Annotated in this window: 21 protein-coding genes; 6 read left to right on the forward strand and 15 right to left on the reverse strand. The window is 67.9% G+C overall.

The genetic code is table 11. The features are described from left to right. The first annotated feature begins 248 nt into the window (after positions 1-248). A complete protein-coding gene (gene lipA / locus FHR95_RS02465) occupies positions 249-1,301 on the forward strand; it encodes a lipoyl synthase (protein ID WP_040186239.1) in 1,053 nt (350 codons plus the stop codon). Between the two features lie 156 nt (positions 1,302-1,457). On the opposite strand, the gene lipB is transcribed toward lipA, so the two are convergent. From lipB to FHR95_RS02520, 11 genes are all read right to left on the reverse strand, one after another. Beyond that, positions 1,458-2,129, reverse strand: coding sequence for a lipoyl(octanoyl) transferase LipB (gene lipB / locus FHR95_RS02470; RefSeq protein ID WP_183313226.1), 672 nt, complete (start codon positions 2,127-2,129; stop codon positions 1,458-1,460). Next, the gene (locus FHR95_RS02475) at positions 2,129-2,440 is read right to left on the reverse strand and encodes an HP0495 family protein (RefSeq protein WP_040186237.1); all 312 of its coding nucleotides are present in this window, start codon (positions 2,438-2,440) and stop codon (positions 2,129-2,131) included. Before FHR95_RS02475 ends, lipB begins: the two co-directional genes overlap by 1 nt. Before the next feature lie 70 nt (positions 2,441-2,510). Beyond that, a complete protein-coding gene (locus FHR95_RS02480) occupies positions 2,511-3,713 on the reverse strand; it encodes a D-alanyl-D-alanine carboxypeptidase family protein (protein ID WP_246378322.1) in 1,203 nt (400 codons plus the stop codon). A 55-nt stretch (positions 3,714-3,768) separates the two neighbouring features. Further along, positions 3,769-4,707, reverse strand: coding sequence for a septal ring lytic transglycosylase RlpA family protein (locus tag FHR95_RS02485; RefSeq protein ID WP_183313228.1), 939 nt, complete (start codon positions 4,705-4,707; stop codon positions 3,769-3,771). Next, positions 4,707-5,771: a lytic murein transglycosylase B gene (mltB, locus tag FHR95_RS02490; protein WP_183313229.1), complete on the reverse strand. Its 1,065-nt coding sequence runs from the start codon at positions 5,769-5,771 to the stop codon at positions 4,707-4,709. The genes FHR95_RS02485 and mltB overlap by 1 nt, the downstream gene beginning before the upstream one ends. A 29-nt stretch (positions 5,772-5,800) precedes the next feature. Further along, positions 5,801-6,961: a rod shape-determining protein RodA gene (gene rodA, locus FHR95_RS02495; protein WP_040186230.1), complete on the reverse strand. Its 1,161-nt coding sequence runs from the start codon at positions 6,959-6,961 to the stop codon at positions 5,801-5,803. 2 nt (positions 6,962-6,963) lie between these two features. After that, positions 6,964-8,871, reverse strand: a complete 1,908-nt coding sequence (gene mrdA / locus FHR95_RS02500; protein WP_183313230.1) for a penicillin-binding protein 2 — start codon at positions 8,869-8,871, stop codon at positions 6,964-6,966. Positions 8,872-9,001: 130 nt separating this feature from the next. Further along, positions 9,002-9,469, reverse strand: a complete 468-nt coding sequence (gene rlmH / locus FHR95_RS02505; protein ID WP_040186227.1) for a 23S rRNA (pseudouridine(1915)-N(3))-methyltransferase RlmH — start codon at positions 9,467-9,469, stop codon at positions 9,002-9,004. Continuing rightward, complete coding sequence (gene rsfS / locus FHR95_RS02510) at positions 9,466-9,834, reverse strand: ribosome silencing factor (RefSeq protein ID WP_040186226.1); 369 nt, start codon at positions 9,832-9,834, stop codon at positions 9,466-9,468. The genes rlmH and rsfS overlap by 4 nt, the downstream gene beginning before the upstream one ends. A gap of 75 nt (positions 9,835-9,909) precedes the next feature. Continuing rightward, the gene (gene nadD, locus FHR95_RS02515) at positions 9,910-10,539 is read right to left on the reverse strand and encodes a nicotinate-nucleotide adenylyltransferase (RefSeq protein ID WP_183313388.1); all 630 of its coding nucleotides are present in this window, start codon (positions 10,537-10,539) and stop codon (positions 9,910-9,912) included. Positions 10,540-10,598: 59 nt separating this feature from the next. Continuing rightward, on the reverse strand, positions 10,599-11,906 hold the full coding sequence (locus tag FHR95_RS02520; protein WP_183313231.1) for a glutamate-5-semialdehyde dehydrogenase: 1,308 nt from the start codon (positions 11,904-11,906) through the stop codon (positions 10,599-10,601). Positions 11,907-12,004: 98 nt separating this feature from the next. On the opposite strand from FHR95_RS02520, the gene FHR95_RS02525 reads away from it, so the two are divergent. Genes FHR95_RS02525 through FHR95_RS02535 form a run of 3 tightly spaced genes read left to right on the forward strand, consistent with a single transcriptional unit; the run spans position 12,005 to position 15,244 of the window. Further along, positions 12,005-12,874 carry a hypothetical protein gene (locus FHR95_RS02525; RefSeq protein WP_183313232.1) on the forward strand — a complete coding sequence of 290 codons (870 nt, stop codon included), beginning with the start codon at positions 12,005-12,007 and terminating at the stop codon, positions 12,872-12,874. Continuing rightward, complete coding sequence (locus FHR95_RS02530; RefSeq protein WP_183313233.1) at positions 12,867-13,802, forward strand: diguanylate cyclase domain-containing protein; 936 nt, start codon at positions 12,867-12,869, stop codon at positions 13,800-13,802. The genes FHR95_RS02525 and FHR95_RS02530 overlap by 8 nt, the downstream gene beginning before the upstream one ends. A gap of 38 nt (positions 13,803-13,840) precedes the next feature. Further along, positions 13,841-15,244 carry a bifunctional DedA family/phosphatase PAP2 family protein gene (locus tag FHR95_RS02535; protein WP_183313234.1) on the forward strand — a complete coding sequence of 468 codons (1,404 nt, stop codon included), beginning with the start codon at positions 13,841-13,843 and terminating at the stop codon, positions 15,242-15,244. 7 nt (positions 15,245-15,251) lie between these two features. Here the strand turns inward: FHR95_RS02535 and FHR95_RS02540 are convergent, their stop codons facing one another. Genes FHR95_RS02540 through mpl form a run of 3 tightly spaced genes read right to left on the reverse strand, consistent with a single transcriptional unit; the run spans position 15,252 to position 17,899 of the window. After that, on the reverse strand, positions 15,252-15,875 hold the full coding sequence (locus FHR95_RS02540) for a LysE family transporter (RefSeq protein WP_183313235.1): 624 nt from the start codon (positions 15,873-15,875) through the stop codon (positions 15,252-15,254). Then, positions 15,868-16,515, reverse strand: a complete 648-nt coding sequence (locus FHR95_RS02545) for a flavin prenyltransferase UbiX (protein WP_040186221.1) — start codon at positions 16,513-16,515, stop codon at positions 15,868-15,870. The genes FHR95_RS02540 and FHR95_RS02545 overlap by 8 nt, the downstream gene beginning before the upstream one ends. Beyond that, on the reverse strand, positions 16,496-17,899 hold the full coding sequence (mpl, locus tag FHR95_RS02550; protein ID WP_183313236.1) for a UDP-N-acetylmuramate:L-alanyl-gamma-D-glutamyl-meso-diaminopimelate ligase: 1,404 nt from the start codon (positions 17,897-17,899) through the stop codon (positions 16,496-16,498). The genes FHR95_RS02545 and mpl overlap by 20 nt, the downstream gene beginning before the upstream one ends. 190 nt (positions 17,900-18,089) lie before the next feature. Here mpl and FHR95_RS02555 point away from each other — a divergent pair, with 190 nt between their 5' ends. Beyond that, the gene (locus tag FHR95_RS02555; protein ID WP_040186216.1) at positions 18,090-19,349 is read left to right on the forward strand and encodes a 6-phosphofructokinase; all 1,260 of its coding nucleotides are present in this window, start codon (positions 18,090-18,092) and stop codon (positions 19,347-19,349) included. Positions 19,350-19,382: 33 nt separating this feature from the next. On the opposite strand, the gene FHR95_RS02560 is transcribed toward FHR95_RS02555, so the two are convergent. Next, positions 19,383-21,038, reverse strand: coding sequence for a protein kinase domain-containing protein (locus FHR95_RS02560; RefSeq protein WP_425485258.1), 1,656 nt, complete (start codon positions 21,036-21,038; stop codon positions 19,383-19,385). Between the two features lie 295 nt (positions 21,039-21,333). Here FHR95_RS02560 and ppa point away from each other — a divergent pair, with 295 nt between their 5' ends. Then, positions 21,334-21,864, forward strand: coding sequence for an inorganic diphosphatase (ppa, locus tag FHR95_RS02565; RefSeq protein WP_040186214.1), 531 nt, complete (start codon positions 21,334-21,336; stop codon positions 21,862-21,864). Positions 21,865-21,882 lie beyond the last annotated feature (18 nt).

Raw genomic sequence — 21,882 nt, forward strand, 5'->3', positions numbered from 1 at the left:
CGCGCCGCCCTTGCCGCGCCATGGCATCGATGGTCGGCGGCCAACGGCGCAACGACGGTCCGCCGGGTGACCCAGGGCACGGGCCGCGGCTGTCCAGGGTGACAATTCCTGTGGTATTTTTGGGGGCATAGATCCCCGAATCATTCGACGTGCCAGGCTGCCTGGAACCGCCGACCGGCGCACTCCCGGAGATCCCGCGGCAGCGCCCGCATGGCGTCGACAGCCGGCGAGCAGAGAGGCTCACAGCTATGCGCGACACCCCCTCCCCACGCGTCTCCAGCGGAGAGAAATACCGCAACGATCATGGCACGGCCGCCATCAAGGATGGCATGAAGGTACGTCGCCAGGTCGAAGACGGCGCTGCCGACGGCCGCAAGCCGAAGTGGTTGCGCGCCCAGATTCCCGGCGGCGAACGCTTCGAGGCGGTCAAGAGGAACGTGGCCACCCATCGTCTCAGCACCGTCTGTGCCGAATCACACTGTCCCAACCAGGGCGAGTGCTGGAGCAACGGCACCGCCACGATCATGCTGATGGGCTCGGTGTGCACCCGTGCCTGCCGCTTCTGTGCGGTAGACACCGGCAACCCCAGGGGCTGGCTGGACACGGAAGAGCCGGACAATACCGCTCGCTCGGTCGAGCTGATGGGCCTGCGCTACATCGTGCTGACCTCCGTGGATCGCGATGACCTGCCCGATGGCGGCGCCACCCACTATGCCGACTGCATCCGCGCCATCAAGGCCCGCACCCCCGAGGTAGTCGTCGAGGCATTGACGCCGGACTTCGACGCCGAGCCCTCGGCCATCGAGCGGGTCGTCGATTCGGGCCTCGAGGTCTTTGCCCAGAATGTCGAAACCGTCGAGCGGCTCACCGAGCGGGTTCGCGACCCTCGGGCCGGCTATCGCAAGACCCTGGACGTGCTGGCCCATGCCAAGCGCCACCGCCCGGGGGTGATCACCAAGACCAGCCTGATGCTCGGTCTCGGCGAGACCGAAGAGGAGATCCTGGCGACCTTCGACGACCTGCGCGCCATCGGCGTCGACATCGTCACGCTCGGCCAGTACCTGCGCCCCACCCGCAACCACCTGCCGGTGGAGCGCTGGGTCACGCCGGAAGAGTTCGAACGCTATCGCGTGCTGGGCCTGGAGAAGGGCTTCATGGAGGTACCGTCCGGCCCCCTGGTGCGCTCCAGCTACCGGGCCGACCGCGTCTTCGAGAAGAACAACCTGGGCCTGGCCGCCCCCGCCGAGGTACCCGGCCAGCAGGCCGACCCGAACCGCATCGACGCGGTGAATGTGGGTTGAGCGCCAAGCGGCCAAGCGGCCAAGCGGCCAAGCGGCCAAGCGGCCAAGCGGCCAAGCGGCCAAGCGGCCAAGCGGCCAAGCGGCCAAGCGGCCAAGCAATCCAGAGTGAGCCCCGAAAACAAAAACAACCCCCCGAAGATCATTGCCTTCGGGGGGTTACTTGTGGCTCGGCGCATGGCTGCTTGGCGCTGCTAGCTCCCTCCCCAGTTCCCGCGCCAGGCACGCCGCCAGGCCCTCCCCCACCGCCGCGACGTCGGCGCCGTCGTCAATCAGGTCCGCCAGGCGGGTCATGGCCATGCCGGCATAGCCGCAGGGGTTGATGCGCTGAAAGGGCGAGAGGTCGCCGTCGACGTTGAGCGCCACGCCATGGAAGCTGGCACCACGACGGATCCGCAACCCCAAGGAAGCGATCTTGGCCTCCCCGACATAGACCCCGGGCGCGTCCGGTCGGGCCTGGGCCACCACGCCATGCTCGGCCAGCAGGGCGATCACGGCATTCTCCAGCGCACTGACCAGGTCGCGCACGCCCAGGCGTGCGCGGCGCACGTCGAGCAGCGGGTAGAGCACAACCTGGCCGGGACCATGGTAGGTCACCTGCCCGCCGCGATCGGTGGCCACTACCGGGATATCGCCCGGCATCAGCAGGTGCTCGGGCTTGCCGGCCTGTCCCTGGGTAAATACCGGGTCGTGCTCGACCAGCCAGAACTGGTCGGGGGTCTGCGCATCTCGTCCGTCGGTGAGCTCACGCATCGCCTGCCAGACAGGCGTATAGGGACGACGCCCGAGGCGATGCAGCTGGATCGGTGACCGCTCGCATCCGGCTGCCATCAGACGACCATGTGCACGCGGCCCGTGGCCTTGAGCTCGTCGAAGAGCGCCTTGAGCTGCACCTCGCCGGTGGCGCGTATCGTCAGGCGCACCGACTGGAAGCGGCCCCGGCGGCTGGGCACCACCTGAATGGTGCTCGCGTCGAAGCTCGGGTCATGCCGGATGACAATCTGGCAGACCGTGGCGGCAAAATCCTCGGCGGCGTCGCCGACGACCTTGATCGGGTAGTCGCAGGGAAAGGTGATCTTCGGCGGCTTGCCAGCTGCCTGGCGGCGAGGCTTGCGAAGATCACGCAGGGAGTTGTCATTCATGAAGCCTTCCGGCAGGTCGGGAATATGCCCGCATTTTACCCAACCTGGCGCGGAGAGACCAACGCCGGCCCTAGTCGAACCAGCCGCCGATGAGGTTGGTGAAGAAGCGCTGCACCTGGTCGAAGAAGCGCTTGAACAACCCGCCCTCCTCGATGTTCTCGAGCGCCACCAGGGGCCGTTCGCCAACCACCTCATCGCCTTGGCGCACCTCCATGGTGCCCACCCGAACACCGGCCTCGATGGGGGCGGTAAGATCGGCCTCGATGTCCAGCTTGGCGGTGAGCTCCTCATTGCGGGCGCGCGGCACGGTCATGACCACGTTGCGGTCGACGCCGACGCGCAGCTCGTTCTTGTCGCCCCCCCAGATCCGCGGGGTATTCAGCACGGCGCCGGCGTCGTAAAGCTTGAGGGTCTCGTAGTAGCGAAACCCGTAGCTGAGCAGCTTCTGGGTCTCCTGGGCCCGGGCCTCCTCGGACGCGGTGCCCATGACCACCGAGATCAGGCGCATGTCGTCACGCTTGGCCGAGGCCACCAGGCAGTAGCCGGCGGCCTCGGTCCAGCCGGTCTTCAGGCCATCGACGCTGTTGTCGCGCCACAGCAGGCGGTTGCGATTGGGCTGCTCGATACCGCCGTAGCTGAACTGCTTGCTGGCGTAGTTGGCATAGTGTTCCGGGTAGTCATTGATGATGTGCTGGGAAAGCAGCGCCAGATCACGGGCCGACGAGTAGTGGTTATCGTCGGGCAGGCCGGTGGCATTGACGAAATTGGTGTTATGCATGCCCAGCCGGGTGGCGTGCTGGTTCATCAGGTCGGCGAAGGGGCGCTCGCCGCCGGCCAGGTGCTCGGCCATGGCCACACTGGCATCGTTGCCCGAGACGATGATGATGCCCTTGAGCAGTTCGTCGACGCTCACCAGGGTGTCGACCTCGATGAACATCTTGGATCCCCCGGTGCGCCAGGCCTTCTCGCTGATGGGCACCTGGTCCTGGGGCGAGATGTTGCCACGATCGAGTTCGCGCTCCACGAGATAGGCCGTCATCAGCTTGGTCAGGCTGGCCGGTGGCAGGCGCTCGTCGGCATTGTGCTCGACCAGTACCCGGCCGCTGTCGGCATCCATCAAGATCCAGGAGGTGGCCGCCAGCTGCGGCGGAGAGGGGATCATGGTCTGAGGCGTCGGAATCGCCTGAGCCGAGGCCTGTGAGGCGACCAGCAGCAGGCCGGCCAGCAGCAGCGGCAACAGCCCGTTACGGCGGAAGGAAAGCGTGAATCTCATGGCAAGGGTTCTCATCAAGGGCATCGCGGGGTCATTCGAAAAAAGGAGCGCCGACTCAGTCGGCATCGTTGACGACAAAAGCCTGGGCAAAGCCCGCACGGCGCAGTTGTTCGCGGACGGGGGCCAGTTGGCCGGCATTGTCCAGCGGGCCGACTTGCACGCGGTGGAGGCCGGTGGCACTGGCGACGCGCACGGGCCGGTCGATCTCGCCCTCCAGGCGCAACTTCAGCTGGCGGGCGCTCGCGGCGGAGCCTAGGGCCGCCACCTGCAGGAAGACGCCGCTGTCAGCCACGGGCGGGTCTAGTACGCGCTGCGGCGCAGCGGCATCAGAGACCTGCCGGGAGGTGACCTGCTCGACGGGAGTCGACTGCGCGTCGTTTTGCGCGGTAGCGCCGTTGTCGGCGATCCAGCGCTCCACGTCGATGGCCTCGACCTTCACCCGCCCGGTCCCCTGCTCGAGGATGCCCAGGCGGGCAGCCGCCGCGTAGGAGAGGTCGATCTCGCGCTCGCTGTGGAAGGGGCCGCGATCGTTGACCCGCACGATCGCCGAACGCCCGTTGTCGAGGCTGGTGACGCGGACGAAACTGGGCAGGGGCAGGGAGCGGTGGGCGGCGCTCATCTTGTACATGTCATAGATCTCGCCGTTGGAGGTCGCATAGCCATGGAACTTCTCGCCGTACCAGGACGCCCTGCCCCGGCGGCTGTAGCCACTGGCATCCGCCATCACCTCATAGCGCTTGCCCCACACCTCGTAGGACGAGGCGTTGCCGCCCCGGGAGCGCGCCTCGCGACGCGGCACCGCGTCGGGCACTGTGGCGACATCGGGCGGGTCCTCGGGGTAGGCGTCGCCGGCCAGAGCATAGCGCCCGCCACCCGTTGCGGCGTCCGGAGACTGGCTGACCGCCTCGTCGGCCACCGGACGCGGCCCGCCACCGCCCCCGGCACAGCCGGCCAATAACAGCAGCACGCTCAAGGCAGCCAGAGTGCGTCTCATCAAACGTCTCCCGGGGTGGTGTCGGTGGCCTCGAGCCAGTGAGCATCCAGGCCCCGCACTTCGGTGATCGCCTCAGCCAGTTCGGTCACCGCCATCGCATACAGGTGGCTGTGATTGTAACGGGTGATCACGTAGAAATTGTATTCGCCGAGCACGTAGCGCCAGTTGTCCTCGCCATCCTCCAGCGCCACCGGCAGCAGACGATGCGCATCGGCCAGCGCATCCGGCACCTCGAGGCCCGCGGCGGCGAGCGCTGCTGACGGCACGGCGGGCGGCCGAGCGGCGCGGTTGAAGTCGATACCGGCGGGAGGCGATGCGGGCCCCTCGGCCTGGTGGTAGATCGGCTCGCCGGCGCGCCAGCCGTGTTCGGCGAGGTAGTTCGCCACGCTACCGATGGCATCCACCGGGTTGGTCCAGAGGTCGCGGATCCCGTCGCCGTCGAAGTCCACAGCGTAGGCGCGGTAGCTGGTGGGTATGAACTGCGGGTAGCCCATGGCCCCCGCGTAGGAACCGGTGAGGCTGCCGGGCGCACGCTCTTCCTCGAAGGCGATCTCCAGAAAGGCGGCCAGTTCACCACGGAAGAAGCGACCGCGGCTGGGGTGATGAAAGGCCAGCGTCGCCAGGGAATCGAGCACGCGGTGGTGACCGGTGACGCCTCCGTAACGGGTCTCGACACCGATGATGGCGGCGATGACCTCGGGCGGCACGCCATACTCGGCCTCGGCCCGCTCGAAGGCCTGCGAATGCGCCTCGATGAAGGCGGCCCCGTTGGCGATGCGCGGCGCATCCAGGAAGATGGCGCGATATTCATCCCAGCGCAGGCGATGTTCGGCGGCGCCGGCCATGGCATCCAGCACCGGCTGGCGGAACTCGGCGTCGGACAGGGCCGCCTGCAACCAGTCGCGGTCAACACCCTTGTCGGCTAGCTCCTCCATCAGGCGTTGCGCCTCGGCATGGCGCTGAGGATCGAAGTCCGCCGCCAGCGCCGTTGTCGCCCCCCAGGCCAGCAGGCCGCTCGCGAGCCAGGTCAACCAGCGTTTTCTCCGTGGTGACGATACCGTCATAGCAGCTCTCCCTGAGTCATACCATTTATCTAGCGCGGCAGCAGGCGGCGGTGGGCATGAATGGCCATGAGAATACCGAAACCCGCCATCAAGGTCACGCTGGAGGTCCCGCCGTAGCTGACCAATGGCAGCGGTACGCCGACCACCGGCAGGATGCCGCTGACCATGCCCACGTTGACGAACACATAGATGAAGAAGGTCAGGGTAATACTGCCTGCCACCAGGCGCCCGTAGGTTTCCTGAGCGGCGCCGGCGAGCCACAGCCCGCGCCCCACGATCAGCAGGTAGAGCAGCAGGAAGGCCAGCATGCCGATGAGCCCGAACTCTTCGCCGAGCACCGCGACGATGAAGTCGGTATGGCGCTCGGGCAGGAATTCCAGCTGCGACTGAGTGCCCTGCAGCCAGCCCTTGCCCCAGAAACCGCCGCTGCCGATGGCGGTGGTCGACTGGATGATGTTCCAGCCCGCCCCCAGCGGATCACTCTCTGGGTCGAGAAAGGTCAGCACCCGCTGGCGCTGATAATTGTGCAGGTTCATCCACAGCAGCGGCAGCGCAGAGGCCGCCAGCACGCCACAGAACACGATGAAGCGCCAGGAGAGCCCCGCCAGCAGGATCGCAAAGACCCCGGCGGAGGTGACCAGCAGCGAGGTACCCAGGTCGGGCTGCCTGGCGATCAGCACCACCGGCACGCCGATGATCGCCGCGCATACCAGCAGGTCACGCCAGCGCGGCGGAAGCGGCTGGCGGCTCAACCAGGCGGCCACCATCATGGGCATGGCCAGTTTCATCAGCTCCGAGGGCTGGAAGCGGATGACGCCGGGAATCTCCAGCCAGCGCTGGGCCCCCATGCCCATGTCGCCGATCAGTTCCACGGCGACCAGCATCAGCACGCCGGCCAGATAGAGGGGCGGGGTCCAGCGCAGCAGGGTCGTCGGCGAGAGCTGGGCAAGCCCTGCCATCACCACCAGGGCCACCCCGAAGCGGATGGCCTGGGCGGTCACCACCGGCAGGCGTTGGCCGCTGGCGCTATAGAGCACCACCAGCCCGGCCAGCATCAGCACCAGCAACATGCCGAGCAGCCAGGGATCCAGATGAATGCGCTCCCAGAGGCTGCGCCGACGCGCAATGCCGCTCAGCGAGGGCTTCACGGGATGGGCGCGCAGGCCTCGGGTCAGCTCGTTCCAGATCATCGTCAGTTCCCCGCCACCCGGTCGTCTTCGCGCTCGAGCACGTCGCGCACCTCCTCGCTATCGGGCGCCTCATCCTCGAGCAGCCAGGCATCGGTCATCGCCTTGGCCAGGTGAGCGGCGTGGGTGCTGCCCCCACCGGCATTCTCGACGATCACCGCCACGGCGATCTGCGGGTCCTCCACCGGTGCGAAGGCCATGAACAGGGCGTGGTCGCGCAGCCGCTCCTTGAGCTCGTCGGCGTTGTACTTCTGGTCCTGGCCCAGCGAGAACACCTGGGCGGTACCGGACTTGCCCGCCATCCGATACTCGAGGTCCGTGCCGATACGCCGCGCGGTGCCCTCGTGGCCCGACACCACCTTTTCCATGCCGGAGAACACCCGGTCCCACCACCCCTCGTTGTCAAGCGTGATGTCGGGTGGGGTATCGGGAAGCTCGACGGGCACTTGCTCGTCGCCGACCTGGCGGGCCAGGCGAGGCTTGACCCAGTTCCCGCGATTGGCCAGCACTGCCGTGGCGGTGGCCAGCTGCAGCGGGGTGAGCTGCCAGTAGCCCTGGCCGATGCCTACCGAGAGTGTCTCGCCGGGGTACCAGGGCTGGTTGAAGCGCCCACGCTTCCAGTCACGCGAGGGCATCAGGGCATCGCTCTCGCCATGCACATCGTGGGCCACGCGCTGGCCGAAGCCGAACGCCGACATGTTCTCGTGGATCTTATCGATGCCCAGGTCATGAGCCAGGGTATAAAAGTAGGTGTTGTTGGACACGGCAATGGCGCGTTCCAGGTCGACCCGGCCATGCCCCCAGCGCAACCAGTTGCGGTAGCGCCGGGAGTCGTTGGGCAGCTGGAAGTAGCCGGGGTCGCGGATGGTGCTATCGGGCGTGATCTTGCCCTCCGCCAGCCCCGCCAGGGCCAGGAAGGGCTTGATGGTGGAGCCTGGCGGATAATGACCGCGGATCGCCCGATTGTAGAGCGGCAGGTCCAGGTCCTCCTGGAGCGCCCGGTAGGAGGCGACGTCGATACCGGTGACGAACTGGTTGCTGTCAAACCCCGGTACCGAGGCCAGGGCGAGAATCTCGCCACTCTTCGGCGCGATCGCGACGATCGAGCCGCGGCGGCCATCGAGCAGTTCCACGGCGAGCTTCTGGAGCTCGCTGTCCAGCGTCAGGGTCAGGTCCTTGCCCGGCACCGGGTCGGTATGGCCGAGCTCGCGGAGCACCCGCCCGCGGGCATTGGTTTCCACCTTGCGCAACCCCGCCTGACCGTGCAGTTCGTCCTCGTAGAAGCGCTCCACCCCCGTCTTGCCGATGAAGTGGGTGCCGGCGTAGTTGCCCGCATCGATGCTGGCGAGCTCCTCGGCGTTGATCCGTCCCACATAGCCCAACGCGTGCACCATGGTCTCGGCATCGGGATAGTAGCGCAGCAGCTGAGCCTCGACCTCGACACCGGGCAGGCGATGACGATTGACCGCAAGTCGGGCGATCTGCTCTTCCTCGAGATCGCTCATCAGCAGTGCCGGCTGGAAGGGGCGCTGTCGCTGGCGGGAGCGCGCTCGAAAGGCGTCGGCCTCCTCCTCGGGCACCCCCAGCAGCTCGATCAGCAGCGACAGGGTGGCATCGAGGTCCTCGACCCGTTCTCGCACCAGGGTCAAGTTGTAGGTGGGACGGTTCTCGGCCAGCAGCACGCCGTTGCGATCATAGATCAGGCCGCGCGTGGGCGGCAGCGGCTCGACACGCACCCGGTTCTTCTCCGAGCGGGTACTGTAGAGTTCGTGCTGCACGACCTGCAGATAGAACAGCCGGCCGCCCAGCAGCCCGGTCAGGCATACCGCCACCAGCACGGCCAGCAGCGCGCGCATGCGGAAGACACGCAGCTCCTGTTCCGGGTTCTTCAGGGTTTCGCGGCGCCGACGCATGCTCGGTGACAACCTCGGGGTGATTGAGCAGGAAAGCCTTCAGCGGTCATGGAACACAAGCGCCTGCAGCACACGTGAATCGGACCATGTTTCGCGCCGAGAGTGCAGAAAAGAGGCCAGAAAACCCGCGTCATCGGTGATAGGGGTGGCCCACCAGCAGGGTCCAGGCGCGATAGAGCTGTTCGGCGAGCAGAATACGCACCAGCGGATGGGGCAAGGTGAGCGGCGACAGTGACCAGCGCTGGTCGGCACTCGCCGAGAGCGATGGCTCCAGGCCATCGGGGCCACCCACCAGCAGTGCCACGTCTCGCCCTTCGAGGCGCCAGGCATCGGCCTCGCGGGCCAGCTGCTCGGTGCTCCAGGGTTTGCCTCCCACCTCCAGCGCGACGAGGTGCTCCGCGCCCTTGAGACGACCACGAATGCGCTCGGCTTCCAGCGTCATGGCCCGGCTGACGTCGGCATTCTTGCCGCGCTGCCCCGGGGTGATCTCCTCCACCTCCAGGGCGAAGTCCCTGGGCAGGCGCTTGCGGTACTCCTCGACGCCAGACGCTACCCAATCGGGCATGCGCGTGCCCACCGCCAGCAGGCGGATCCTCATGAACGCTGGACCCCTTCCTCGAGCCGGGATCCCGTATCGCTGGGCAGGTCGGCCCATAGCCGCTCCAGGTCGTAGAGCTGCCGGGTCTCGGGGAGCATCACATGCACCACCAGGTTGCCCAGGTCGACCAGCACCCAGTCGGCACCGTTCTCGCCCTCGACGCCCAGCGGCGGCATGCCCTGCTCCTTGGCCGCCTGAACGACGTTGTCGGCCAGCGCCGCCACGTGGCGGCTGGAGGTGCCATTGGCCACCACCATCAGGTCGGTCACGCTGGTCAATCGTGAAACATCCAGGACGGTGATGTCCTGGGCCTTGAGGTCCTCCAGTGCGTCGATCACCAGAGTCTTGAGTGCGTCGATATGCATAGCCCTTCGTGTCAGCCCTTCGTTCTCGGGAATACGCTTTCCATTGTACCGGCTCGACGCCCGCGTGGGCAGCACTCAGCCACGCCGATAGAGGCCCCGCGACAGGAGATGCGCCTCGACCGCCTCCGGCAGCAGATAGCGCACGCTGCGGCCCGCCGACAGCCGCCGGCGGACCTCGGTGGCCGAGATCGCCATGCGCGACGGCAGCCTGAGGCGCAGCAGCTGCCCCGCGGGCCTTGCCATCAGCGCCGCACGCTCCTCGACCTCGCGCCCCTCCAGCAGTTCGACAAGCTTCTCGGGCAGCGCGGCTTGATGGTCCGGCCGATCGACCACCACCACATGGGCCAGTGCGAACAGGCGTTCCGGCTCGTGCCAGTCCGCGAGGCGCAGGAAGGCGTCATGACCCAGCGCCATGATCAGACGCGCCTCGGCCCCCAGCTCCCGACGCAGCGAGGCGAGCGTGTCAGCGGTGTAGGACGGCCCGTCTCGCTCGAGTTCGCGCGGATCGGCGACCAGGCCCGGCGTGTCGCCGATGCCCAGGCGTAACAGGGCGAGGCGGTCGGCGGCAGAGACGCTGGGCTCGCCACGCAGCGGCGGCATGGCGGCGGGCACCATGTGCACGCAATCCAGGTCGAGCGCCTCACGAAGCTCCACGGCACTGCGCAGGTGCCCCAGGTGAACGGGATCGAAGGTCCCGCCGAGCATGGCAAGCCGCGGCGGGGAAGACCCGGCGCGGTCGATGCTGGCGGGCAGGCCCGATCGACTCACCGGCGTACCTGGCCGTCGCCGAGCACGACGTACTTGCGGGTGGTCAGCCCCTCGAGCCCCACGGGGCCCCGCGCATGCAGACGATCGGTGGAGATGCCGATCTCGGCCCCCAGGCCATACTCGAAGCCGTCGGCAAAGCGGGTCGAGGCGTTGACCATTACCGAACTGGAATCCACCTCGGCGAGGAAGCGCCGCGCCAGGCCGTAATGTTCGGTGACGATGGCGTCGGTGTGCCGCGACCCATAGCGCTCGATATGCGCCATTGCCTCCTCGATGCCATCGACCACGCGGATGGCCAGCACCGGGGCCAGGTACTCGGTGTGCCAGTCGGCCTCGCTGGCCGCGGTGACGTCGCCGAGGATTGCGCGGGTGCGCTCGCAGCCGCGCAGCTCGACATCGTGCTCGCCGTAGGCGACGGCCAGGGTCGGCAGCAGGGCATCCGCCAGCGAGGCATCGACCAGCAGAGTCTCCATGGTGTTGCAGGTGCCGTAGCGGTGCGTCTTGGCATTGACCGCGATGGCCAGCGCCTTGTCGCGATCGGCGCTGGCTTCGATATAGACGTGGCAGACCCCATCGAGGTGCTTGATCACCGGCACCCGGGCCTCCCGGGTGATGCGCTCGATCAGCGACTTGCCGCCCCGCGGGATGATCACGTCGACATATTCCGGCATGCTGATAAGGTGGCCCACGGCGGCCCGGTCGGTGGTCGCCACCACCTGGACAGCGCCCTCGGGAAGGCAGGCACGCGCCAGCCCGGCACGGATGCAGGAGGCGATGGCGGCATTGGTCTCGCGGGCCTCGGAGCCGCCCCGCAGGATGGCGGCATTGCCCGACTTCAGACACAGGCTCGCTGCTTCCAGGGTAACGTTGGGGCGCGACTCGTAGATGATGCCGATCACCCCGAGCGGCACACGCATCTGGCCGACCTGGATGCCGCTGGGGCGCGAGCGCAGGCCATCAATCTCGCCGACCGGGTCTGGCAGGGAAGCGACCTGGGCCAGGCCATCGAGCATGGCGTCGAGGCGAGTATCATCCAGCGCCAGGCGGTCAAGCAGGGCGGAATCAAGCCCGCTCTCGCGGCCGCGGGCAAGATCACGGGCGTTGGCCGCCAGCACCTCGCTACGCGCCTGCTCGAGAGATTCGGCCATGGCCAGCAGGGCCGCATTCTTGGCCGCGGTGTCGACGCGGCGCATCCGGGTGGCTGCCTCGCGGGCGCCCTGCCCCAGGCGCTGCATGTAGGCGTCGACATCGCCGATGTCGGGGGTCGCGAGGTCTTGATCCGAGCGAGGGGCTTGAGCTGTCATGCCGTTACGGGTCTCCTGGGAGCCGGCGATGCCGCGACAAGGGGGCGCCGGCGGTATACTGTGCCGTGAACAGGGTAAGGGAATCATACTAAGCCACCATGCAGACCAAGTACAAAGTCGGACTGCTGCGCGGCAACCTGCTGCTCGCGGCGCTGCTGCTGGCCACGCTGGCCCTCGCCACGACGGCCCTGACCGAGGCCCTGCTGCTGTGGCTGGCCGCAACCTGGCTGGCCATCACCGCGCTGCTGCTTGCCTTCAACCATCGCCGACCCGCCACGGTGCCCTGGCAGCTGTTGCCGGGCCTGCTGCTCGCCGCCCTGCTGTGGCTGGAGCCCGGGCAGCACATCACCTGGCTATGGGCCTGGGCGGTGCTGGTGATGTTGCCCCAGCCCCGCTGGCTGCTGCTGCTCGAGGCCCTGCTCGCCGTGACCACCTGGTGGCCGCTGCGCGACCTGCTGGGGCTCGAGCAGTGGGCCCTGACCGGCCTGCTGCTCGCGGCCCTGATGCTGCTGGGGCTGTCCCGGGCACTCGATCTGCGCGCGCTGCGCCAGCAAACCCTGCAGCGGGCCCGCCTGGTGCCGGGCCTCCCGCTCTGGCCCGGCACCAGGCTGAGCAGGGACCTCGCGGTGGAACGCGCCCGAAGCCATCGCCAGGGAGTGCATGCCGAACTGCTGCTGCTGCACACCCCGCGACACCGCTGCTGGACGCTGGCCCACCGGCTGTGCCGCCTGACTCACCGCTTCGAGCCCTGCTACCGCCTCAACGCGACAACCCTGGCGGTGATTTTGACCAGCCGCGGCCGGCGCGAGGCCGAGGCGCGTCGTCAGGCGCTTTGGCACCACCTCGAGATCCGCGGGCCGGGCCGGGCAACCGCCCTGCCCGACCTGGTATCGCTCGACAACGAGCGCCAGGCCCTGGCCAGGCAGGCAGCCGGTCTTCAGACAAGCGGGGAGGCGGTCGATGCCTGAACGTCGAATCCGCTTCTCGCGGGGCTTCGCGGCATGGTATGCCGGCGGCGCGCTACTGCTGCTGGGCATGGCCCTGTGGCTCTATCTGATGGGCGACTACTCGCGGACCCCCCTGCCTGCGGCCCTCTTTCTGCTGATGCTGGTGGCCACCCTGCTGAGCGCGACGCGCGAGGAGCCGTCGCGACTGGCCGCCTACCTGGCATTGATCTGCGGTTACCTGCTGATTGCCGTCGAACTGCCTCTCCAGTCGGGGCTGCCGGCGCTCTGGGTGGGCTTGCCGCCGGTGCTGACCCTGCTGCTGCTGCCGCTGGGACCGGCCATGCTGCTCAACCTGGCGCTGACACCGGTGTGGCTATCGCTGCTCGGCAACGGCGAACTCGACCGCCCCATGTTGCTGAGCTATCTGACACTGGTCATCGTGGCAGCCCTGGTGCCCTGGGAGCAGGTCCGACAGCACGCCCTGCTGAGGGCCACCGACCCTCGCGACCCTGAATGCCCGGCGGTGGAACGCGAGACCCTGCATGAACGATTGCTCAGCGAGGCCGAACGCGCATCGCTGCTCGAGCAGCCGCTGGCCGTGCTGCTGGTTCACCTGCCCCAGCTGGAGATGGCCGGCGAGCAGTTCGGGGCCCAGGCGCGACAGGCGCTACTTAATGGCTTCTGCCAGGCCGTCGACCGCTGCTGCCGCGAGCATGACATCCTGGGCCGAGAGGGGCCGGGAGATTTCTGGCTGGTTCTTCCCGACACCACCGAGAGTGGCGCCCTGCTGGTGCAACAGCGACTCGACCAGGTCGTGGCGCAGACCACGCTGGTCGAGACCGGCCAGATGCAGGTGCGACGCAGGCTCTGCCGGCCGCGTCTGGGCGAGTCCTGGCAACGCTTCGAGCAACGCCTGCAGGCCGTCAGCCAGTCGCTGGCCGATGGCTGAACCGCGCCTCCCCTGGTGAATACGGCAACGGAGTCCCCTTGAGCATCGCCGACACCCTCTTTCATCTGGCACCGTCACCGTCGCTGCTGCTGCTGATCATCGCCGCCATCGCGCTGGTGGAATCCCTGGCGCTGGTGGGGCTGCTGGTACCGGGCGTGGTGCTGATCACCGCCGCCACCTCGCTGGCCGGTCATCAGGAGCTGGCCGTGGGCCCGGTACTGGCCGCCGCCTTTCTTGGTGCCGTGGTGGGCGATGGCCTGAGCTTCCTGCTCGGCTATACCCAGCGCGAGCGTGTCACCGCCCTATGGCCGCTGTCGCGACACCCCGAATGGCTCGCAAGAGGCGCCCGCTTCTTCCAGCGACATGGCTCGCTGTCGGTCGTCCTGGGCCGCTTCGTGGGGCCGGTAAGGCCAGTGGTGCCGCTGATCGCCGGCATGCTGCGGATGTCACCGCGCACCTTCACCTGGGCAAACCTGGGCTCGGCATTGATCTGGGCACCGGCCTATGTGCTGCCGGGCTACCTGCTGGGACGGACCTGGCAGAAGGTACTGGCACTGCCCGAGGGACTCGAGCCCTGGTTGATCGCTCTCGGCGTGCTGGTGGTCCTGCTCGCGGTGGTCTTCTCCTGGGTGCGTCACCTGGTGACCCGAGATGGGTTCGCCTATCGGCGCCTGGTCGGGCTCTCGCGGCGCAGCCTCCTCGGCCGGCGCCTGTGGCGGTGGCTCGCTCCAGCCCATGACGTGGAGCCCCCCCTGGCGTCATGGCTGCTGCTGATCCTCTCGCTGGCGGCGTTCTCGGCCTGGACCCTGGTGGTGATCCACCATCAGGGCCCGCTCCCCCTGGATCTGCGGCTTGCGGACGTGCTCAAGGCGCTATCCGTGCCGGGTCTGCCCGCCTTCGGCGAACTGATGGCCAGGGCCGGCGACCTGCTGGGCGTGCTCGCCCTGAGCCTGCCCTGGGCGGCATGGCTGCTGTGGCGACGTCAGCTGTCGGCCTTCTGGCACATCGCCGGGGGGCTTGTCGGCATCGCCCTGCTCAACAGCCTGTTCAAGGCCGCCATCGGCCGTGCACGCCCCGAGACCCCGGCTCATCTGGCCGACTCCCTCTCCTACCCCAGCGCCCACACCTCGACCGCCGTGGTGCTGTTCGGCATGGCCGCGGCCTTCGCCAGCCGAGCGTTGCCCGACGGGCGGCGCTTTCTGGCCTACTGGGCGGCCATTGCGGTGATCCTGCCGATGGCCCTGTCGCGCCTGCTGGTCGGGGTACACTGGCTCAGCGACCTGATCGGCGGCGCCCTGCTCGGCCTGGTGGTCTGCGCCCTGGTGCAGCTGGCCTGGCAGCGACAGCCGCGGCCGAGCCTCGCGCCCTGTCCCTGGCACCTGTTGGGCGTCGCCTCGCTGGTGCTGGTCGCTTCCCGGATCGCCTGGCTGCCGCCGGTCTAGCCTCTCCTCACCCCAGGGCCAGCCAAAGCCCCACGCCGACCATCAGGCTGCCGGCAATACGATTGAGCAGGCGCACGTTGCCACTCTCGCCAAGCAGGCGACGCAGGGTGCGCCCACCGGTGGCGTAGAGCAGCAGGCAGAGGAATTCGATGGAGAGAATCACCGCGATCAGTGCCGCCAGCTGGCCGACCAGCGGGCGCGAGGCATCCAGAAAGGGCGGCAGCAGGGCCATGAAGAAGGCCCAGCCCTTGGGGTTGGCCACCGCCGTGACCAGCCCCTGCAGAGCCAGCTGACCCCGGGCGGCGGGCGGCCCCGCCTCCAGGGTCTGGGGGATCGCCATGCGTCCCCGGGAACGCCACATCATCACCCCCAGATAGCCGAGGTAGGCACCGCCCAGCCACTTGAACAGCGCGAAGAGCTCGGGCTGGCGAAGCATCAGGGCCGCCACGCCGGCCCCCGCGGCGAAGGCTACCAGGCCCACGCCCACCAGCTCGCCGATCATCATCCACAGGGTGCGCCTGACGCCCTGGGTCATGCCCAGCACCATCGCCAGGGTCATGCACATCCCGGGGGTGAGCGAGACCAGCAGGAAAGTCGGCACGAACACCGACAGCAGCGCGAGACTAATCACCGCGAGATGTCGCTCCTTGGCCCGCGCCTTCGCCCCAACGGGGCATCAGACGATGCGCGATCCCCAACTGGTTGAGGATCCGCGCCACGATGAAGTCGACCAGGTCGTCCACCGAGGTCGGCTGGTGGTAGAACCCCGGGGCAGCGGGCAGGATTACCGCCCCCATGCGGGTCAGGGCGAGCATATGCTCCAGGTGGATCGCCGAGAACGGAGTCTCGCGGGGGACCAGGATCAGCGTGCGGCGCTCCTTGAGCGCCACGTCGGCGGCGCGCTCGATCAGGTTGTTGCTGGCCCCGGTGGCGACCGCCGAGAGGGTGCCGGTGCTGCAGGGGCAGATCACCATGGCCGAGGGGGCCCCGGACCCCGAGGCGACCGGCGCCATCCAGTCCTCGCGGGCGAAGCAGCGGATCTGTCCGGGTGCCGCCGCGCAGCGTTCGGTGAGCACCTCGGCGAGCCGAGCGGGGCGCGCCGGCAGCTCATGGTCGGTCTCGGTAGCAATCACCAGATGGGCGGCCTTGGAGATCATTACCCAGACCTGATGGTCGGCGGCGACCAGCGCCTCGATCAGCCGCAGCCCGTACTGGGCGCCGGAGGCGCCGGTCAGGGCCACCGTGACCGGGTCACGAAGTTCCGTCGGCATGGGCCACCTCCAGCGCCGCCAGCAGCTTGTCATGGATACCGCCGAAGCCGCCGTTGGACATCACCACGATGCGATCCAGCGGCCGCGCCTCGGCGACCAGCGCCGCCACCAGGGCATCGAGGTCATCGAGCAGCCGAGCCGGCACCGGGCTCGCCTCGAGCAGCGGCGTCAGCGACCAGTCGAGGCCCGGCGGCTGGAACCAGTAGGCCGCATCGGCGGCGCCGACGCTGGCCGCCAGCCGGTCGCGCAGCGTGCCCAGGCGCATGGTATTGGAGCGTGGCTCGATCACCGCCAGCAGTCGCCCGCGCGGCGTCGCGGCCCGCAGCCCCTGCAGGGTGGCGGCGATCGCCGTGGGGTGATGGGCGAAGTCGTCGATGACTTCGATGCCCGCCACCTCGCCGCGCAGTTCCTGACGCCGGCGCGGCGTCGCGAAACGCGACAGCGCGGCGGCGGCGCGCGGCAGGTCGACCCCGCAGGCGCTGGCCGCCGCCAGGGCGGCCAGGGCGTTGCGCGCGTTATGGGCACCGGTCAGCGCCCAGTCGACCACGGCGTCCTCGTTCACCTCACTTTGTTCCCCATGGCACTCGTGGATCACCCGGAAGCGCGAGGCATCCTCGCGCTCGAGCGCCAGCCGCCAGGGGCTGTCGATGGCGTCGCCAAAGCGCACCACCGGCGTCCAGGCGCCCATCTCGAGCACCCGGTCCAGCGCCGGCTCAGCGTCGGCGACCAGCAGTCGGCCACGCCCGGGGACGGTGCGCACCAGGTGGTGGAACTGCCGCTCGATGGCGGCCAGGTCATCGAAGATATCCGCGTGGTCGAACTCCAAATTGCCCAGGATGGCGATCTCGGGGCGGTAGTGGACGAACTTGGAGCGCTTGTCGAAGAAGGCCGTATCGTACTCGTCGGCTTCTACCACGAAGGGGGCATCGTGAGCGCCGAGGCGGGCCGAGATGCCGAAGTTGCGCGGTACCCCGCCGATCAGAAACCCCGGCGCAAGCCCCGCCGACTCCAGCAGCCAGGCCAGCAGGCTCGCGGTGGTGGTCTTGCCGTGAGTGCCGGCCACGGCGATCACCCGTCGCCCGGGGAGCACTTCCTCGGCCAGCCACTGGGGGCCGGATACGTAGGGCAACCCCTCGTTCAGCACCGCTTCGACTTCGGGGTTACCCCGGGAGAGGGCATTGCCGATCACCACGCGGTCCGGCCGCGGCGCGAGATTGCCCGCCGAATATCCCTCGCTCAGCGCGATGCCCGCCTCCTCGAGCTGGGTGCTCATCGGCGGATAGACATTGGCATCCGAGCCGCTGACGGTGTGGCCCAGCTCGCGGGCGAGCAGCGCCAGGCTACCCATGAAGGTGCCACAGATGCCGAGGATGTGGAGGTGCATGCGTGCTCCGGGAACTCATGACGCCGCTGGCCGCGGCAAGGTTGCGCGAGACTAGCATGGCCCCCAGTGCGCGCTCCAGCCACTGGCGCCGAGTCGCCACGACGAAGGGCCACGGATGCAGCCCATGCCACTTTCGGCTAGACTCTCGGGCTTTCGGATCCCTTGACGTGACCAGGAACAGGTAAGCCCCATGGCCCAGCATAACGCCTTCTACGCCCAGTCCGGCGGCGTCACCGCCGTGATCAACGCCAGCGCCTGCGGCGTGATCGAAGCCTGCCGCCGTTATCCGGAGCAGATCGGCAAGGTCTACGCCGGTCACAACGGCATTATCGGCGCTCTCACCGAGGACCTGATCGACGTCAGCCAGGAGTCGGACGAGACCATCGCCGCGCTGCGCCATACCCCCGGGGGCGCCTTCGGCTCCTGCCGCTACAAGCTCAAGGACATCGAGACGCATCGGGCCCAGTACGAGCGACTGATCGAGGTCTTCAAGGCCCACGACATTCGCTACTTCTTCTACAACGGTGGCGGCGACAGCGCCGATACCTGCCTCAAGGTCTCGCAGCTCTCCGAGAAGCTCGGCTATCCGCTGACCGCCATCCACGTACCCAAGACCGTGGACAACGACCTGCCGATCACCGACAACTCCCCGGGCTTCGGCAGCGTGGCCAAGTACATCGCGACCTCCACGCTGGAGGCCTCGCTGGACATCGCCTCGATGTGCGCCACCTCCACCAAGGTGTTCGTACTCGAGGTCATGGGCCGTCATGCCGGCTGGATTGCTGCCGCCGGGGCACTGGCCGGCCAGGGCGAAGGCGAGCCGCCCCACCTGGTCATCTTCCCCGAGGTGCACTTCGATCGTGCAAAGGTCATGGCCCGGGTGGAGGAGTCGGTCAAGCACTACGGCTACTGCGTGATCGTGGTCTCCGAGGGCGCGCGCTACGAGGATGGCACCTTCCTCGCCGACTCCGGCAATACCGATGCCTTCGGCCACCGCCAGCTGGGTGGCGTCGCGCCGACCCTGGCCGGCATGGTCAAGCAGGACCTGGGCTACAAGTACCACTGGGCGGTGGCCGACTACCTGCAGCGCGCCGCGCGCCACCTGGCCTCGAAGACCGACGTCGAGCAGGCTTACGCGGTGGGCGAGAAGGCCGTGGAACTGGCCATCGCCGGCAAGAATGCCATGATGCCGGCAATCAAGCGCGTCAGCGAGACCCCCTACGAGTGGCGCATCGACGCGGCGCCGCTGGCCGAGGTCGCCAATCGCGAGAAGTTCATGCCGCGGGAGTTCATCCGCGAGGACGGCTTCGGCATCACCGAGGCCTGCCGCCAGTATCTCTCGCCGCTGATCGAGGGCGAGGACTTCCCCCCGTTCGAGAACGGCCTGCCCAAGGTGGCGCACCTCAAGCGCGCCCGGGCCGAGCGCAAGCTGCCCGACTTCACGATTTAACAGGGTCCCCGTTCATTAACCCCAAATTCAAATTTACCTGAGCAACCAGGAGAGCACCAGCAACAGTAGCAGGATGCCCGCGATGCCCTGCCAGAAGCGGGCGGGTTCGCGCGGTGCCTGAGTCCCGGCCTGGCCTCCCATACGGGCGCCGTCCCGCGGCGGGCGCAGCGCACGACGAAACTCCGACATGCGCCGAAAGCGCAGGGCCCGCTGGGGATCCAGGGCCCGCCGCAGGGCATCGTCGAGGGCCACAGGCACCTCCGGATTGAGGGTGCGTGCACTCCGGTAGGCAAGCTGTTCCAGATCGGTGTGGCTGCGCAGCCGGTTGGGTGCCAACGCATAGGGCAACTCGCCGGTGAGCAGCCAGTAGGTCGTCGAGGCCAGGGAGTACTGGTCACTGCGCCGGCCGACGTCGTCCTCCAGCGCATACTCCGGCGCGGAGTGTTCGGTCAGCCCGAGCTGGCGAACCAGGCTCCGTGAGCGGCGATGGCCATCCACATCCCGCAGATGGCAGGCGCTGAAGTCGGCGAGCACCACCTGACCGTGCGCGTCGATCAAGACATTGTCGGGGTGGATACGCTGATGCAGCAGATCCCGATGGTGCAAGGCCTGCACCGCCTTGCCCAGCTGATTGGCAATGTCGAGACGCTGCTCGAGACTGGCCTGGGGATGTCGCCGAGCCCATTCGGTCAAGGTTTCGCCCCTGACGTGGGCCATCAGGTAGTAGAGGAAACGCCGCGGACGCGAAGGCTCCATGATACGCACCACGAAAGGCGACTTGACGCGCTCCACCACCCACTGCTGCAGCAGAAAATGCTCCAGGTAGGCATTGCGGTTGGAGAGCTCGGGACTCGGTGCCTTCATCACCATCTCACGGCCGCAGTGCCGGTCGCGGACGTGGTAGACCCGCGACTGGGCCGTGCGCGACAGTACCGACAGCACCTCGAGGCCGTCGAGATGATCGCCGGGCGAGAGCTCAGGGGGAATCGGCAGGTCGCCATAGACACGGCCCGGCTTTTCCTGCGAGGCCTCATCGGGAAGCGCATCGATGCGCACCAGCTGGAAACAGAACTGGTCGCCGCCGTACCCGCGCTCCTGGGCCCGTTCACGCGCCGCTGCGGCCAGCCGCTCACAGGCGGCATCCAGGTCACTGACATCCTCGCGGATCAAGCGCACGTAATCCGAGGGCATCAGCGTGCCCTGTATCACCTGAGTGGTGAACAGGAAGATGTCGCCCTGCTTGAGCGGCACGTTGATGTAATCGATCTCGAGGCCACTGTCCATGCCCATGGCCCGGGAGGGATAGCGATAACCTCCCAGGTCGGTGACATGATCCCGGGAGAGCTGCTCGAACTCGGCACCGCGCAGGCGAAACACCAGGGTGTCGCCCATGTGAAAGAGGTGTGCCTGTCGCCCGTGAAAGACCATCGCGGAAAGCGAGGAGACGTAGCTGCCGTCGGACAGCTGGCGGTTCTGGCTGAAGCACCAGGCGTTCAGTGCCCTCAGCACGCGGGTCGCCGACGTCTTGACGTCCCAATGGTCGGGGGTAGCGAAATAGTCGGCCAGGAACCCCTTCACGCTGAGGTCTCCCGCCTGCTTGGCCAGGTTGTTGCGCAGGGTGGAGTCGCTGATCATGGCGCAAGCCCCCTTGGCCGCCAGCAGCGGCGGCTCGGGGAAGCGCACCGCCATCGAGCTGCGATGCCGCCGCCGATCAGGCGCCACGAAGGCCTGTCCGTAGCTCAGTGACAGTTGCACGGGTATCAAGGCACTCTCCTTGCTATCAGCGCGAAGCGCCGGCCGGTGGCCGGGACCGTCCATCGGAGACCCATGATACACCCTGCCTTGCCGGCTGGCCCGTCGACCAAAGGCCTGGCATGCCACCTAAGGCCCATTGGTAATCCCCGCCGCGGGTTCGTATAATTCGGCGGACTTTACACCTGCCCGATTCGCCAAGCCTTACTATTGCCAACCCAAGGAAGCGACGATGAACCTCGACAACATCCCCGCCGGCAAGGATCTCCCCAACGACGTCTACGTGGCGATCGAGATCCCTGCTAACCACGTGCCGATCAAGTACGAGATCGACAAGGACATGGGCGCGCTGCTGGTCGACCGCTTCATGGCCACGCCGATGTTCTATCCGGCCAACTACGGCTTCATCCCGCACACGCTGGCCGACGACGGCGACGCCCTGGATGCTCTGGTCGTGACGCCCTACCCGGTCCAGCCCGGCGCCGTGATCCGCGCCCGCCCGGTGGGCATCCTCAACATGACCGACGAGGCCGGCGAGGACGCCAAGCTGGTGTGCGTCCCGCATCCCAAGCTGTCCAGCCTCTACGATGACGTCCACGAGGTCACCGACCTGCCCGAGCTGCTGCGCCAGCAGATCGCCCATTTCTTCGAGAACTACAAGGATCTCGAGAAGGGCAAGTGGGTCAAGGTGGAATCCTGGGAAGGCGCCGAGGCGGCCTGCAAGGCTATCGAGAAGGCCGTGGCCGCCCACGAGAAGGCCTGAAGCCAGGCCGCCCGACCT

The sequence above is a fragment of the Halomonas fontilapidosi genome (assembly GCF_014192285.1).
In the GTDB taxonomy this organism is placed as follows: domain Bacteria; phylum Pseudomonadota; class Gammaproteobacteria; order Pseudomonadales; family Halomonadaceae; genus Halomonas; species Halomonas fontilapidosi.